Here is a 14,592-nt window from a genome sequence, read left to right as displayed (position 1 = left end):
GCTGCCGTCGTGCCCGGTTCCGGCCAGGATGACCGGTGTGACCCGTGACCCCCACCCCGCCCGTCTCCGCCGCGCCGGGACGGCGGCTGCGGCCGTCGCCCTGATGGTCGCCGCCGGGTGCGGCGCCGCAGCACCCGCGCCCGCCGGACCGGCGCCCGCGCCGCCCACCACCGACGCCCCGGCGGCGGCCGGGGACCTGGCGCCGGTCGTCGTCGCGGGCGGGCTCTCCCACGTCTGGAGCGTCGGGGTGCTGCCCGACGGGCGCGCGCTGGTCACCGAGCGGGACGGGCGCCTGTCGCTGCTCGCCTCGCTCGACCCGGGCACCGCGGTCACCCCGGTCGCCGCCGACCTCGGCGACGTGTTCGCCCGCGGCGAGGGCGGGCTGATGGGCCTGGCCGTGCACGCCGACTTCGCGACGTCGAACCGGTTCACCACCTGCCAGACCCATGCCGAGAACGGGAACCCGGTCGACGTCCGGCTGGTCACCTGGACGCTGTCCCCGGACGGGGCCACCGCGACCCGGGTCGCGGACCCGCTGGTCGGCGGCCTGCCGATCGCCTCGGGCGGACGGCACTCGGGCTGCCGGGTCGCCGTCGACGACGCCGGGGCGCTCGTCGTCGGGACCGGCGACGCGGCCATGCCCGCCACCCCGCAGGACCTCACCTCGCTCGGCGGCAAGACGCTGCGGGTCGACCCGGCCACCGGCGGGCCCGCGGCCGGCAACCCCTTCGCCGACGCCGCCGACCCGGCCCAGCGGCTCGTGTACACCTCCGGGCACCGCAACGTGCAGGGCGTCGCGGTCGAGCCGGGCACCGGGCGGGTCTTCACCGCCGAGCACGGCCCCACCCGCGACGACGAGGTGAACCTGCTGCGCCCGGGCGGCAACTACGGCTGGGACCCCTCGCAGGGCGGCACGGTGACCACCTACGACGAGTCGGTCCCGATGACCGACCGGGAACGCTTCCCCGACGCCGTCCCCGCCGTGTGGGCCTCCGGCAGCCCGCCCGAGGCGCTGGCCGGCGCCGCGTTCCTCGACGGCGACGCGTGGGGGCAGCGGAACGGGATGCTCGCCGTCGCCGCGCTGCGCGGGCAGAAGCTGCTGCTGATGCGGGTCGGCCCGGAGGGCACCGACGGCGCGGTCTCCGACGTCGAGATCCCGGCGGCGCTCGACGGGGACTCCGGCCGGCTGCGCGGGGTGTACGCCGTGCCCGGCGGTCCGCTGCTGGTCACGACCTCGAACGGCGACGACGACCGGATCCTGCGGATCGACCCGAGCTGACCCCGCGGTGCGGGGCCGGCCCGGGCCGGTGGTGCCGGGTCAGCGCCCGGGGTCGGTCCGTTCCCGCAGCTCGGTGCCGGTGGCGACCTCGCCGCCCCCGGTCCCGACGGTCGCCACGGCGGCCTTGCGCTCGACGGCGCGGGCGGCGTCGTCGTCGGTGCCGGGCTCCGCGGCGGCGTCGTTCTCGGCCCTCATCAGCTGGTCGACGTCGACCTGCCCGGGGTCGTCGAGCACGGCCCGCAGCCGGTCGCGGTCCAGCTCCCCGGTCCAGCGGGCGATGACGAGGGTGCCGATGCCGTTGCCGGTGAGGTTGGTCAGCGCGCGGCCCTCGGACATGAACCGGTCGATGCCCACGATCAGGGCCAGCCCGACCAGCGGGATGATGTGGTCGAACGCCGCCAGCGACGCGGCGAGGGTCACCAGCCCGGCGCCGGACACCCCGGCCGCGCCGTTGGACGAGATCAGCATGAACAGCAGGATCCCGATCTGGGTGGCGAGCGGGACGTCCACGCCGAACGCCTGGGCGATGAACATCGCGCCCATCGTCATGTAGATCGCGGTGCCGTCGAGGTTGAACGAGTAGCCGGTGGGGATGGTCAGCCCGACGACGTGCTTCGGCGTGCCGGCCGCCTCCAGCTTGCGCATCATCCGCGGCAGCACCGTCTCCGACGACGACGTGCCGAGCACGATCAGCAGCTCGTCCTTGATGTAGCGCAGGTACTTGAGCAGCGAGAACCCGGCGAGCCGGCAGATCGGGCCGAGCACCACGAAGATGAAGATCAGGCAGGTCGCCCAGAAGGTCAGCATGAACCCGGCCAGGCTGCCCAGGATCGAGCTGCCGTGCTGGCCGATGGTGAACGCGATCCCGCCGAACGCGCCGAGCGGGGCGACCCACATGACCAGCTTGATCACGCCGAACATGACCTGGGCGAACGAGTCCAGGGCCCGGGTGATGCCCTTGCCCCGCTCGCCGAGCATGGTGATCGCGACGCCGACCAGGATCGCCAGCAGCAGCACCTGCAGGAGCTGGCCGTCGGTGAAGGCCGAGGCGAACGAGTCCGGCACCAGCGCCAGCAGGAAGTCGGTGATGCCCCCGCCCGCGGCGGCCCCGGCCGACTCGATGGTGGAGTCCGCGGCCGAGCCGTCGAAGCTCTCCCGGTCGTAGCCGAGCCCGACGCCCGGGGCGATGACGTTGATCGTCAGCAGGCCCAGGGCCAGCGCGATCAGGGTGGTGACGTTGAAGTAGACCACCGTGCGCCCGGCGAGCCCGCCGACCTTGGCGAGGTTGCCGAGACCGGCGATCCCGACCACCACGGTCGCGAAGATGACCGGCGCGATCACCACCTTCACCAGGCTGATGAACAGCGTGGCGAGCCACTGCATCTGCGCGCCCACCTCGGGCAGCAGCAGGCCGACGAGGATCCCCGCGGCGATGCCGGCGAGCACCCAGACGTAGAGGTGCTTGTAGATCGGGGTCCTCGTCCGGGGCCGTGGTGCGGCCGGGACGGCGTCCGCCGTTGGACTGCTCATGCTCGCTCCCTCGCGTGACGATGCTGGACGGAGAGTGGTCGGGCGGGACGTCGCGCGGGGCCGGACGGCCGGAATCTTGGGCTGTTCTTGGGATTACCGGCATACCGGACGAAAACGTAGGATGCGGACATGGCCGGATGGTCGCGCCGCGACGTGCTGCGCGGCGGCGGACTGCTCGCCGGGACCCTGCTCGCCGGTGGTGCGCTGACCGGCTGCGCGGCGCCGCCGCCCCGGCCGCCGTCGCCGTTCCGGCTGGCCACGGGCCCGGAGGGGGCGGTCTACCGCGAGATCGGCGCCGCGCTGGCCGGGCTGCTGGACCGCGAGTGGGGCCGCGAGGTCGTCGAGGTCGTGCACACCGACTCGGCCCCGGAGAACGTCGCGCTGCTGACCTCCGGGCGGGCCGAGCTGGCGTTCGTCAACGTCGACGTCGCGCTCGCCCACCCGGAGCCGGTCGTCGCGCTGGCCCGGGTGTTCGACTCGGTGCTCCACGCGCTCGTGCCCGCCGCGAGCCCGGCCCGCGACGCCCGCGACCTCGACGGCCTGACCCTCGCCTGCGGTGCGCCGCGCTCCGGGACCCGGTTCGTCACCGAGCGGCTGCTGGAGGTCGCCGGGGTCCGGGCGACGCTGCGCAGCCACACCCAGGCCGACTCGGTTCGGGCGTTCCGGGCGGGGGAGGTCGACGGCGTCCTGAGCCTCACCGGCATGCCGACGCCCGCGGTCACCGAGCTGGCCTCCTCCGGCGGGGTCCGGCTGCTGGACCTGACCGCGCAGGTGGAGGCGCTGATCGCGCGGCACCCGCTGGAGTACGTGCCGGTCGTGGTGCCCGCGACGATGTACCCGCCGCTGGAGGCTGCGCCCGCCCCGGCCGTCCCGACGCTGCTGGCGGTGTCGCCGTCGATGGACGACGCCCTCGCGCACTGGCTCACCGACCAGCTGTTCGCCCACTCCGACGAGCTGTCCCGGGTCCGGCTGGAGGCGGGCCAGATCAACCCGCGCACCGGCGCGGCGACGACGCCGGTCCTGCTGCACCCGGCCGCGCGCCGCTGGTTCCGCGACCACAAGCCCTGACCTCCGTGCGCTACCCCGGTGCCACGGTGACGACCGCGGTGAGGCCGCCGCCCGGGGTGGCGTCGAGCGACAGCGTGCCGCCGGCGTCGTCGAGCACCTGCGCGACGATCGCCAGCCCCAGACCGGTGCCCGGCGCGTTCTGGTCCTGCGGCGAGCGCCAGAACCGCTCGGTGGCCCGCCGCCGCCCGGCGGGGTCGAGCCCGCGGCCGTCGTCGGCGACGGCGAGGCGGTAGCCGCCGTCCGGGGTCGCGGCCCCGCGCACGGTGAGGGTGCGCCCGGCCGAGAGCCGGCAGGCGTTCGCGACCAGCTCGTCGACGGCGGCGGCGAGCCCGCCGGTGGGTTCGCGCACCGTGGTGGCGGTGTCGGCCAGCTCGGCGGTGAAGGCCAGCCCGGCGTCGTCGGCCACGCCCCGCCAGACCTCGGCGCGCCGCCCGAGCGCCCCGGCGACGGTCGCGGTGCCCGCCGGGCGGTCCCGCAGTGCGGTCGCGGCGAGCATCCCGTCGACGACCGAGCTCATCCGGTCCAGGTCGTCGACGGCGTCGTCGTAGGTCGCGCGGGCGTCCGGGTCGCGCTCGGACAGGTGCGGGGCGAGGTTCTCCACCGACAGCCGGGCCGAGGCGATCGGGTTGCGCAGCTGGTGCGCGGCGTCGGCGACGAAGCGCTGCTGGCGCTCGATGGTGCGGTGCACGGCCTCGACCATGTCGTTGAACCCGGCGGCGAGGTGACGCAGCTCCGGCGGGCCGCCGGCCGGGGCGGCCCGGGCACCGAGGTCACCGGCGCGGACGGCGGCGGCGCTGCGCTCCAGGTCGGTGACCGGCCGCAGGATCCACCGCGTCATCGGGCCGACCGCCCCGATCACCAGGGCCGCGACCAGGGCGAACAGCCCGCCGAGCAGGGCCCAGTCGCGCAGGATCTCCCCGCGGACGGTGTCGGTCGGCACCGCGAACACCAGCGCCGCGACGACCTGTGAGTCCCGCCCGACCGGCGTCACGACGATCTCGTCGGCGGTGTCCCACGGCCATACGGTGCGCTCCAGCGGCGGCAGCCGCCCGGCCATCGCACCGGTGAGCCGGGGCAGCGCCGCGTCCGGCGGGCTGCCCGCGTGCCCGGGCCCGGTCGCGTGCAGGACGTGCTGCTCGCGGTCGAGGAACCAGACGCCGGTGTCGTACAGGTCGGCGTACTCGTCGAGCTCGGCACGCAGCCGAGCCAGGTCGGCCTCCAGTGCGGTGCCGCCGGTCAACGCGGTCAGCGCCAGCACCGAGAACCGCGACGCGTCGGCGAGCCGGTCCGAGACCAGCGTGGCGGTGTGCCGCTCGGCGACCGTCGCCGCCGTCGGCACCAGCACCCCGAGCAGCAGCAGGACCAGCAGCGGGGTGACCGCGACGACGAGCCGTCGCCTCACGGCCCGGCCTGGTAGCCGACCCCGCGCAGGGTACGGATCCGCAGGCGCCCCTCGACCTTCCCGCGCAGCGTCGCCATGTGGGTGTCCAGGGTGCGTGAGCGCGCCTCGGACGGGGCCGACCACACCCGGTCGAGGATGACGCCGCGCTCGACCGGGCCGTCGTGGGTGAGCAGCAGCGCCAGGACGGCCGACTCGGTCGCGGTGAGGGCGACCGACCAGCCGTCGTCGGTGTCGGACAGGGTCCGGGCGGTCGTGTCGAGCTCGAGCGACCCCCGCCGGTGCACCACCGGCGCCGGTGCCTCGCGCAGGGCGCGGGTCCGCCGGCTGACGGCCTCGATCCGGGCGAGCAGCTCGGCGAGGCTGAACGGCTTCACGACGTAGTCGTCGGCGCCGGCGCGCAGCCCGACGACCCGGTCGGTCTCGCCGTCCTGCGCGGTGACGATCAGGACCCCGGTCGCCGGGTGGTCGCGCAGCCGTCGCACGACGGCGGAGCCGTGCCCGTCGGGCAGCCCCATGTCGACCAGGGCCAGGTCGGGGACCTGCTCGGCGATGGCCTCGTACGCCTCGGCGACGTCGGCGGCGCGCACGACCCGGTGGCCCGCGCGCAGCAGGGCGCGCACGAGGCCGCGGGCCACGCGGTCGTCGTCCTCGACCACCAGGATGCGCACGAGGCCCAGGATAGTCCGACAAGGCAGACAAAACGCGCAGAAAGGGTGCCCGGGGGTCTGAACCGCCCGGAGCCGGGTAGGCGGCGCGGATGGTCGTGCCCGAGGAACCCGTGACGGTGTCGCTCCCGGCCGGGGCGGCGCTGTCCGGGCTGTCCGCCTACGACGTCTGGGTCCGCTACGCGGGTCTCGGCGGGACCGGCACCGAGCACGACGTCGCCGACATGCTGACCGACCCGACGGCGGGTGCCCGGGCCGACCGGGTCCTGCTCGCCCGGGTGCTCGACGCGCACCTGGTCGTGCTGGGGTGCCGCCGCCGGGTGCGCCCGGACACCGGCGACGACCCGGCCCCGCCCGCCGTGTCCTGACCCGGCGGGCTCAGCCGCGCACCGACCGGGCGAAGCCGACGACGTCGCGCACGGCGTGCGCGTAGACGTCGGGCATCGCGTCGCGGAACAGGATCATGCCGACGTGGCAGAGCCCCGGGTACACGAGCCCGACCGACGGCACCCCGGCGGCGAGCAGCCGACGGTGGTGGGCGAGCCCCTCGTCGCGCAGCGGGTCCAGCTCCGCGCACGCGATCACGTGCGGCGGGAGCCCCTGCAGGTCCTCGGGGCCTGCGGCCGCGGCCCAGCAGGTCGGGTCGTCGGCGTGCGCGGAGCCGGGGTCGTAGACCTCGGCGAGCAGCGGGAACAGCTCCCGGTTGAGCCAGTAGCGGTCGTTCTCCCACAGCGACGCCAGGTCCGCGGGCGGCCGGTCCCAGGACCCCAGCACGTAGGGGCACTGGGCGTAGACCCCGGCGATCCGCCCGGACCAGCCGTCGCGCCCGGCCCGGATCGCCAGCCCGAGCGCGAGGTTCGCCCCGCCGGAGTCCCCGGTGACGACGACGTGCGTGCCGCCCAGCTCGGCGAGGTGCTCGTGCACCCAGTGCAGGCCGGTGACGCAGTCGTCCAGGCCCGCCGGGAACGGGTGCGGCCCGAGCCGCCCGCCGCCGTTGCGGTACTCGACCCCCACGACGACGGCGCCCTCGGCGGCCAGCTCGTCGCGCCAGCGCACGTAGAGCGGTCCCTCGGCGGCCAGCATGACCATCCCGCCGCCGTGGACCTGGTAGATCACCGGCAGCGGCCCGTCGACGCCGGTGGGGCGGTGCACGTACAGGGTGATCGGGTGCCCGTCGGCGCCCGGGACGGTCCGGGTCGTGCGGTCGACCCCGGCCAGCGGGGTCCAGCCCGTGGCGAGCGCGGCGAACAGGCCCTCGAAGCCCTCCTCGGCGGCGTCGACGAAGCCGAGCAGCGCCGGGCGGCCCGCGGTGCGGTCGAGCGGGGCGTCGTCGGCGTGCCCGGTCAGGCCGAAGCCCTCCAGCACCGCGACCATCCGCGGGTCGGCCCGCGGGTCGTCGCCGATCGTCGTCGCCGGGTCCCCGAGCCTGCCGGGTGCGCGGGTGGATACGGAGGCGTCGGTGCTCATGCGGGCTCCTCGGGCAGCGGGTGGGCGCCCGATCGTGTCCCGCGTCACACGCGTCCGTCAACGGCGTCGTCGCGCCGCGCCGGGACCGCCGGTTCGAGCAGGTGGACCTCCCGTTCGAGCTCGCCCATCCGGTCCCGCTTCACCGGCGGCGGCTCGGGCACCGGGCCGCCCTCGCGGATGACGCGCACGGTGTCGGCGAGCCGGTCCACCCGGCGCAGGATGCCGTTGCGGTGCAGGAACCAGGCGAGGAACCGGGTCAGCACGGCGACCGCGAGCGCGATGCCGACCGACAGGTAGTCGCGGAGGCGGATCTGGTTGATCTCGTCGATGCGGTCGTCGAGCAGCTCCCGCTCGCCGGTCCGCATCTGGTCGACGCGGCTGCGGATGCCGTCCATGAGGTTCTTGCCGTAGGCGAGGTCCTGCCGGATCTCGCCGTCGGTGTCCCCGCCCGCGGCGACGACGTCGCGCTGCCGGGCCAGGTCGATCATCTGCTTCGACGTCAGGTCCCGCAGCTCGGCGATCCGGGCCAGCTTGTCCGTGCGCGGCTTCTCCCCGGGCTCCGCCGCGGCCAGTGTCTCCAGCCGTCCCAGCACCGTCGGGAGCTCCGCCGACGCGTCGGTGAAGGGCTCCAGGTACTCCGTGCGCCCGGTGAGCTGGTAGCCGCGCACACCGGTCTCGGCGTCGACCATGAGCGTGGTGAGCTCGCCGAGCGAGCCGGTCATCTCGAACTTGCGCTGGATGTCGGTCTCGATGTCGACGCGCTGCAGGTTCCCGGTCAGGGCCAGCCCGGCCGAGATCAGCACCGCGACGAGCGGCAGGCCGATCGTGATGCGCCCCTGCACGCGCATGGGGAGGTCGTTCCAGTACCGCAGGACGGGTCGCGCCGGAGCGCTCAGGGTGTCGCGAAGGCTCCTGGCCACGGCGGGAGTCTACGGACGGGTGATGCCGGCCGGCCCGTCCGAGTGGCGGCGGCCGCCGGGGGTGGCCGACTCCGCTATCCCGGGTGCCGGTCGTCGACCGCTCCCGCGGACCGTTCGGCCGTGTCGGGCGTCGACGACGCCCGGACGACGGCCAGGGCGGCGTCGACCAGGCGCCCGGTGTCGGTCGCGGGGTCGAGGGGGGCGCCGAGCTGCGCCCACACGTACGCGGGGTAGATCACGAGCTCGACGAGCTGCAGTCCGCCCACGCCCGTCACGCCGGCGGCCTCCAGCATCGCGCGGAAGTCGTCGACGCGCGGCTGCATGATCGTCATGACGTCCTGCGGGTCCGTCGAGGCGCGGGAGGCGGCGATTAGCGCACGGAGCATCCCGAGTGCGCGCGGGCCGCGCAGGCTGGTCAGGAGGCGGCCGACGTAGTCGGTGAGGTCGGCGTGCAGGTCGCCGCTCGCCGGGACCGGGGACGACGTCTGCACGTCACCGACCACGGCGTCGAGCAGCAGCGACTCGATGGTCCGCCATCGCCGGTAGACGGTGGTGGGGTGCACCCCGGCGCGCTCGGCGACCGCGGGGACGGTGAGCTCCGCGTCCGGGTCGGCGAGCGTCTCGCGGACGGCGGCGAGGACGGCCTCCCGGGTCCGCGCGGTGCGTCCACCCGGGCGTATCGATCCGGTCGTCTCGGGCATGCGGCCACAGTAATGCATCGCCGATTGCGTTTGCAGGCGTTGTCGGTCTACCGTTAACGCAGTCGGAGTTGCATGAGTGGGGAGAACGCGGATGGCACACGCACTCGTCGTCGGGGCCGGGATCGCCGGCGAGACCCTGGCCGTCACCCTGGCCCGGGACGGATGGCGCGTCACCGTGGTCGAGATCGCGCCGGCGCTCCGTACCGGTGGTCAGACGGTCGACCTGCGCGGGGACTCCCGCCAGGTCCTGGTCGACCTCGGGCTGATCGACGAGGTGCTCGGGCACCTCGTGCCGCAGCGGGGAATCGCGTGGATCAGGGCCGACGGCAGCCGGACGGCCGCGATGCCGGTCGAGGCCTTCGGCGGCAACGGGCTCATCTCGACCGAGGAGCTCCTCCGGTCCGACCTCGCCCGCGTGCTCCACGCGGCGGCCCGTGACGCGGGCGTCGAGCACCGGTTCGCCGACACCGTCGAGCAGCTCACCGACACGGCGGACGGTGTGGAGGTGCGGTTCCGCTCCGGCTCCGCGGAGGTGTTCGACATCGTCGCCGGGGCGGACGGGTCGCACTCCCGGATCCGGTCCCTGCGCTTCGGCCCGGAGCAGGCGTACCGGCGGCCGCTGGGCCTGGCCCACGCCTGGTTCACGCTGGAGGAGGGGCCCGGCACGCCGCCGCTCGACGGGTGGGCGCTGTCCTACAACGAGCCCGGGTGCCGCGGGCTGACCGCGCGGCCCGGGCACGCGGGGCAGCAGGAGGTCGGGATGACGTTCGCGGCCTCGGCCGTCCCCCGCGACCGGGACGCGCGGCTCGCCACGCTGGAGGACGCCTTCGGGGGCGCTGGGTGGCGGGCCGCGGAGTTCCTCGCCGCCGCACGCACCGCCCCGGACCTCGCACTCGACACCTACGACCAGATCCACGTCGACGGATCCTGGTCCGACGGGCGGGTCGTGCTCGTGGGCGACGCCGCCTGGTGCGCGAGCCCGCTGAGCGGACTCGGCACCGCGCTCGGTCTGCGCGGAGCGGCGGAGCTCGCCGCGGCGCTGCGGGGGCATGCGGTGTCCGCGGAGCCGACCGCGGAACGGATCCGGGCGGCCTTCTCGACGTTCGAGGCCGCGATGCGGCCCCGCGCGACCGCCGCGCAGAAGCTCCTCCCCGGGCGCGTCCGCATGGTGGCGCCGAGGACCCGGTGGGGCATCCGGGCCAATGCCCTGCTGATGCGGGTCGTGCAGGCCCGCGTCCTCCTGCCGCTCGTCGCGTTCCTCGCCGGCGGTCGCGGCCACGACGACGCCGCCACGGGTGCCGGGCCGTCCGTGCGCGGCCGGTCCCGCCACGCCGGGTGACGTGTGGGGTGCGCTCAGACCCGGCGTTCCGCGAAGGCCCCCGCGACGAGCGCGACGGTCCGGTCGGTGTCGTCGGCGAGCCGGCGGAGCACGTCCTGCGGGCCGGGGCCGGGCAGCTCGACCAGAGCCTGTGCGACCCGGATCCGGGTCGCGGGGTCGGTGCCGTCCAGGTCGCGGGTCAGCGCAGCGAGAACGTGCCCGGTGGTCGCCGGGTCCTCGTGCGACAGCAACGCGAGGATCTCCGCGGCCTCGACGTCGTCGACGCCCGCGCGCACCATCGCCACCAGCTCCGGGACGGCTCCGACGCCGCCGGCCCGCCCGACGGCCGTCGCGGCGCGGCGACGCACCACCGGGTCCGGGTCGGCGAGGGCGTCGACGAGCGCCGCGTGCGCCGCCGGGGACGGTGCGGCGTCGGCCAGCGCGTCGGCCGCCCTCCGCCGGACCCCGGGATCGCCCGAGCGCAGACCCGCCGCGAGCGCGGCCACGGCCGCCCCGTCCGGGTCGCCCGCGCGGGCCACGGCCCGGCGCAGGGCCCAGCGCAGCGCGCCCGCGGCGTGCGGGTCGGTCTCGGCGAGCAGCGTGCGGGCCAGCACCTCCGCGGGCAGCGCGGGCCCGTCGCCCGCGGCCAGCGCGGCCTGCTGGCGGCGCCCCGCCGTGGCCGAGGCGAGCTCCCGCAGCAGCCCGACGACGTCGGCGACCTCCGCCCACGTCCCCGGCCCGGCGGCGTCGACGGTGCGCAGCCGGGCGAGCAGCTCCCGGTCCCGTTCCAGGCGCTCCTCGGTGGCCCGGACCAGGTCCGTGACCAGCGCGGACGGGTCGAACCCCGGGTCGCTCAGGGCGTCGCGGACCTGGGCCAGCGAGAGCCCGAGCGTCCGCAGACCCTCCACGTGGAAGAGCCTGCGGACGTCGGCGGGGGAGTACTCCCGGTAGCCGCCGACGGTGCGTCCGGTCGGCCGGAGCAGGCCGACGGCGTCGTAGTGGCGCAGCATCCGCACGCTCACCCCGCTGCGGCGGGCGACCTCCCCGATCAGCACGGCGCCCCGCCCGGTTCGGCGCCGCTCAGCACGACGCCACCTCGTGTCCCGGGCCGAGCGCGACCACCCGGCGGGCCTGTTCCACGGCGTCGTCGAACCCCGCGTCGGGGTCGGCGCGCAGGAGCAGGGTGGCCCGTGCGTGCGTCGCGACCGCCGGGTCCGGGGCGGCCGCGGCCCGGTCCAGGACGGCGTCGGCCGCCTCGCCCAGGTCGGTCAGCGCCCGGGACAGGCTCAGCCGCACCGCCCGGTCGCCCCGGCCCAGCTGCCGGCCCAGCTCCGCGGCGAGCGCGGGCCGGCCGTCGGCGGGGACGAGCACGACGGCGGTGCGCCACGCGGTGCGGGCGACCTCGTCGTCGGGGTCGCGCAGCAGGGCGGGGGTGACCCGGGCCGCGGTCGCCGGGTCGGCGATCTTGGACAGGGTGTGCAGCGCCTGGGCCCTGGCCCGCGGCCGCGGCGAGTCCAGCTCGACGTACAGCCGGGGCAGCACGGTCGCGGCGGGGAGCCGGGTCAGCGCCCAGGACAGCATGTCGCGGACGAAGAAGTCCGGCTCCTCGCCGCAGCGCACCACCAGGGCGTCGAGCAGGGCCGGGTCGGCGGCCGACCCGGCGGCGAGCGCGGCCCGCAGCCGGACCGACGGGTCGGTGGCGGACAGGGACGCGGTGATGTCCGGTGGTGTCATGACCGCCACCCCAGCGCCTGTCACGGTGTCAGGGTCAAGCCCGCCGCGCCGCGGGCGCACGCGACGGCGACGGCGACCACCGGATCGCGGGGCTCGCTGCGCCCGGCGAGGACGGCGCGGTCCACGGCGGTGGTGATGCCGCCGACGACGAACCCGGCGACCAGGTCCGCCTCCCGGGCACCGCGGTCGAGCAGGAACGCCCGCAGGTCGGTGACCAGCACGTTGTCCGAGAGCGCCTCCCGGCCCGTGACGGGCCTGCCGTGGAACAGCGCGTCGTGCAGGGCCAGGTCGTCGAGGTAGCCGTGCACGACGCCCGCGGTCCACGCCGCGAGCACCTCCCCGGGCGGTGCGCCCTCCGGCGCCGCGTCGGCGGCGGCCCTGGCCCGGCCCAGGATCCCGTCGGTGAACCGCTGCTCCAGGGCTGCGACCAGCTCGTCCTTCGAGGCGAAGTGGTGGTAGACCGCGCCCTTGGAGACACCGGCGCGGGCGGCGACGCGGTCGATGCTCGTGCCGCCCACGCCGTGCTCGACGACCAGCTCGTGCGTGGCGTCGAGCAGCGCCGCCCGCCGCTGCGACGCCGGAAGGGTCCGGCTCACGCGGGTACCGCGACGTGGCCGGCGACCCAGACGTCGAAGGCGGTGAGGAACCCGGTCAGCAGCTCCCGCACCGCGTCGGACCGCAGCGTCCCGTCCGCGCCGAGCATCTCGTCGCTGCCGCCCAGGTAGGCCTCCGGCTGCTGCATGGTCGGCATGTCCAGGAACACCAGCGACTGCCGTAGGTGGTGGTTGGCGCCGAACGCGCCCATGCGCCCCGGGGACAGGCTGACGATCCCGGCGGGGCGCCCGGCGAACACGTTCCGCCCGTGTGGGGCCGACCCGACGTCGACGGCGTTCTTCAGCGGCGCGGGCACCGACCGGTTGTACTCCGGGGTGACGAACAGTATCGCGTCCACCGCGCGGACCTCGGCCCGGAAGCGGGCCCACGGCGCGGGCGGCGGGCCGTCGTCGAGGTCCTCGTCGTAGAGCGGCAGGTCGTCGATGCGCAGCGGGCGCAGGGTGAGACCGGCGGGGACCAGCCCGGCCATCGCCGTCGCCACCTTCCGGCTGACCGAGTCGCGCCGGATGCTGCCCACCAGCACCCCGGCGGTGAACCCGTCGGTCGCGGGGGACGTCGAGTCGCTCATGCCGAAAGCGTAGCCGACCGACCGTCGGTCGGTCGAGGGTCAGTGCTGCTCCAGCCATGGCCGCAGGTGCTCGCGGTCGTAGCCGACGCCGGGCGGGATCAGCGTGAGCATCCGCCGGACCCGCTCGGCGGCGTCGCGGGTGAGGTGGAAGTCGTCGTCACGGGTCATCGGCTGCTCCGGGCCGAACCGGCGGGCGGCCCCGACGATGTGCGGCACCTCCGTGTGCAGGTCGTCGAGGTCGTCGCCGGCGACGGCGGGGTCCAGGCCGGCGTCGCGCAGTCGCTCCCCGGGGTGGGAGAGCTGCTCGGTGAGCCAGCCCCACGGGTCCGCGGTCAGCCCGGGGGAGAAGACCCGGTCGCTGGGCTCGACGCCGTCGAAGTGGGGGTGCACGTGGGCTGCGGCCCACGCGCCGGGCCGATCGGTGCGGTCGAACAGGTCGGCCCGCCAGAACGGCGTGTCCACGACCAGCCGCTGCGCCGCGGACTCGCTGCCGCGGTGCGGCTGCGGGTCGAGCAGGAGCAGCTCCACCCGGGCGCCGCGTTCGGTCGTGGCGTCCGGCCCGATCTCGAACCAGCGCCGCACCTGTACGGCGAGCCGGGTGAAGGAGAAGGTGATCAGCACGGGTGGGCTCCCGGTCGGCTGGTGGCGAGCGTCGCGGCGAGCTCGGCCATGTCGGTCACGTGCAGGTCGACGCAGTCGTCGTCGGCGGGCGGGTCCCCGCCGGGGCGGGGCAGGTACGCGGTGCGCATCCCGGCCGCCGCCGCACCCCGAAGATCCCACGCGTGCGCCGCGACGAGCAGGGTCCGCCCGGGTGGGACCCCGGCGAGGTCGACCGCGAGCCGGTAGACCGCCGGCGCGGGCTTGTAGGTGCGCGCGTCCTGCGCCGAGAGTGCCTGGTGCCAGCGCAGCCCGGCGCCGGCGGCGAGGCGCAGCAGCGTCGTGCGGCTCGCGTTCGACAGGCCGACCACCGGGAACGCTCGGGCGAGCCGGGCCAGGCCGTCGGCCGAGTCCGGCCACGCCGGCAGCCGGGTCCCGGCGTCGCCGAGGGTCGCGACGACGTCCGGGTCGTCGACCCCGGCGGCCCGCGCGACGACGGCCGCGGCCTCGGCGTCCAGCACGTGGCCGGGCACGAACGCCCGCCCGCCCCCGACGATGCGCTCCTGCTCGCCCGCGACGTGCGCCTGCCACAGCCGGGCCAGGTCCGCGGCGGTGTCCTGGTCCATGCCGGGCACGGCCGCGGCGACCGCGTCGCGCAGGCCGGACGGCTCGTCGACCAGCGTGCCCAGCACGTCGAACACGACGACGTCGATCGTCATCAGCGGCTC

General features: G+C 76.1%; 16 protein-coding genes. 4 read left to right on the top strand and 12 right to left on the bottom strand.

Annotated elements, in window-relative coordinates:
• The first annotated feature begins 28 nt into the window (after positions 1-28).
• Positions 29-1,279, top strand: a complete 1,251-nt coding sequence (locus DMP17_RS44100) for a PQQ-dependent sugar dehydrogenase (protein WP_337832591.1) — start codon at positions 29-31, stop codon at positions 1,277-1,279.
• A gap of 39 nt (positions 1,280-1,318) precedes the next feature.
• Here DMP17_RS44100 and dctA read toward each other — a convergent pair whose 3' ends face one another.
• Positions 1,319-2,809, bottom strand: coding sequence for a C4-dicarboxylate transporter DctA (gene dctA, locus DMP17_RS44095; RefSeq protein WP_226355041.1), 1,491 nt, complete (start codon positions 2,807-2,809; stop codon positions 1,319-1,321).
• A gap of 129 nt (positions 2,810-2,938) precedes the next feature.
• Here dctA and DMP17_RS44090 point away from each other — a divergent pair, with 129 nt between their 5' ends.
• The gene (locus DMP17_RS44090) at positions 2,939-3,877 is read left to right on the top strand and encodes a TAXI family TRAP transporter solute-binding subunit (protein ID WP_337832590.1); all 939 of its coding nucleotides are present in this window, start codon (positions 2,939-2,941) and stop codon (positions 3,875-3,877) included.
• A 10-nt stretch (positions 3,878-3,887) separates the two neighbouring features.
• Here DMP17_RS44090 and DMP17_RS44085 read toward each other — a convergent pair whose 3' ends face one another.
• The gene (locus DMP17_RS44085) at positions 3,888-5,279 is read right to left on the bottom strand and encodes a sensor histidine kinase (RefSeq protein ID WP_337832589.1); all 1,392 of its coding nucleotides are present in this window, start codon (positions 5,277-5,279) and stop codon (positions 3,888-3,890) included.
• Positions 5,276-5,947 carry a response regulator transcription factor gene (locus DMP17_RS44080; RefSeq protein WP_337832588.1) on the bottom strand — a complete coding sequence of 224 codons (672 nt, stop codon included), beginning with the start codon at positions 5,945-5,947 and terminating at the stop codon, positions 5,276-5,278. Before DMP17_RS44080 ends, DMP17_RS44085 begins: the two co-directional genes overlap by 4 nt.
• A gap of 95 nt (positions 5,948-6,042) precedes the next feature.
• On the opposite strand from DMP17_RS44080, the gene DMP17_RS44075 reads away from it, so the two are divergent.
• Complete coding sequence (locus tag DMP17_RS44075) at positions 6,043-6,312, top strand: hypothetical protein (protein ID WP_337832587.1); 270 nt, start codon at positions 6,043-6,045, stop codon at positions 6,310-6,312.
• A 10-nt stretch (positions 6,313-6,322) separates the two neighbouring features.
• Here DMP17_RS44075 and DMP17_RS44070 read toward each other — a convergent pair whose 3' ends face one another.
• From DMP17_RS44070 to DMP17_RS44060, 3 genes are all read right to left on the bottom strand, one after another.
• Positions 6,323-7,411 carry an alpha/beta hydrolase fold domain-containing protein gene (locus tag DMP17_RS44070; RefSeq protein ID WP_226364561.1) on the bottom strand — a complete coding sequence of 363 codons (1,089 nt, stop codon included), beginning with the start codon at positions 7,409-7,411 and terminating at the stop codon, positions 6,323-6,325.
• 44 nt (positions 7,412-7,455) lie between these two features.
• Positions 7,456-8,331: a CHASE3 domain-containing protein gene (locus DMP17_RS44065; RefSeq protein ID WP_337832586.1), complete on the bottom strand. Its 876-nt coding sequence runs from the start codon at positions 8,329-8,331 to the stop codon at positions 7,456-7,458.
• A 74-nt stretch (positions 8,332-8,405) separates the two neighbouring features.
• The gene (locus DMP17_RS44060) at positions 8,406-9,032 is read right to left on the bottom strand and encodes a TetR/AcrR family transcriptional regulator (protein WP_226355048.1); all 627 of its coding nucleotides are present in this window, start codon (positions 9,030-9,032) and stop codon (positions 8,406-8,408) included.
• A 91-nt stretch (positions 9,033-9,123) separates the two neighbouring features.
• Here DMP17_RS44060 and DMP17_RS44055 point away from each other — a divergent pair, with 91 nt between their 5' ends.
• Positions 9,124-10,371 (top strand): FAD-dependent monooxygenase, encoded by a 1,248-nt coding sequence (locus DMP17_RS44055; RefSeq protein WP_226355049.1) that lies wholly within the window; start codon positions 9,124-9,126, stop codon positions 10,369-10,371.
• 14 nt (positions 10,372-10,385) lie between these two features.
• Here the strand turns inward: DMP17_RS44055 and DMP17_RS44050 are convergent, their stop codons facing one another.
• From DMP17_RS44050 to DMP17_RS44025, 6 genes are read right to left on the bottom strand one after another with little or no spacing between them, the layout of a single operon-like run.
• A complete protein-coding gene (locus DMP17_RS44050) occupies positions 10,386-11,405 on the bottom strand; it encodes a MerR family transcriptional regulator (RefSeq protein ID WP_337832585.1) in 1,020 nt (339 codons plus the stop codon).
• 25 nt (positions 11,406-11,430) lie between these two features.
• Entirely contained in the window at positions 11,431-12,084 is a 654-nt protein-coding gene (locus tag DMP17_RS44045; protein ID WP_337832584.1) for a HEAT repeat domain-containing protein, read from the bottom strand.
• A 20-nt stretch (positions 12,085-12,104) separates the two neighbouring features.
• On the bottom strand, positions 12,105-12,680 hold the full coding sequence (locus DMP17_RS44040; RefSeq protein WP_226364556.1) for a TetR/AcrR family transcriptional regulator: 576 nt from the start codon (positions 12,678-12,680) through the stop codon (positions 12,105-12,107).
• Positions 12,677-13,267: an NADPH-dependent FMN reductase gene (locus DMP17_RS44035; protein WP_337832583.1), complete on the bottom strand. Its 591-nt coding sequence runs from the start codon at positions 13,265-13,267 to the stop codon at positions 12,677-12,679. Before DMP17_RS44035 ends, DMP17_RS44040 begins: the two co-directional genes overlap by 4 nt.
• Positions 13,268-13,306: 39 nt before the next feature.
• Positions 13,307-13,888 carry a hypothetical protein gene (locus tag DMP17_RS44030; RefSeq protein WP_337832582.1) on the bottom strand — a complete coding sequence of 194 codons (582 nt, stop codon included), beginning with the start codon at positions 13,886-13,888 and terminating at the stop codon, positions 13,307-13,309.
• The gene (locus DMP17_RS44025; RefSeq protein ID WP_337832581.1) at positions 13,882-14,583 is read right to left on the bottom strand and encodes a haloacid dehalogenase type II; all 702 of its coding nucleotides are present in this window, start codon (positions 14,581-14,583) and stop codon (positions 13,882-13,884) included. The genes DMP17_RS44030 and DMP17_RS44025 overlap by 7 nt, the downstream gene beginning before the upstream one ends.
• Positions 14,584-14,592 lie beyond the last annotated feature (9 nt).

This window comes from Pseudonocardia sp. TMWB2A (assembly GCF_017312135.1).
Note: the sequence above shows the minus strand (reverse complement) of the source record. Positions and strands in the feature narration are given on the sequence as shown.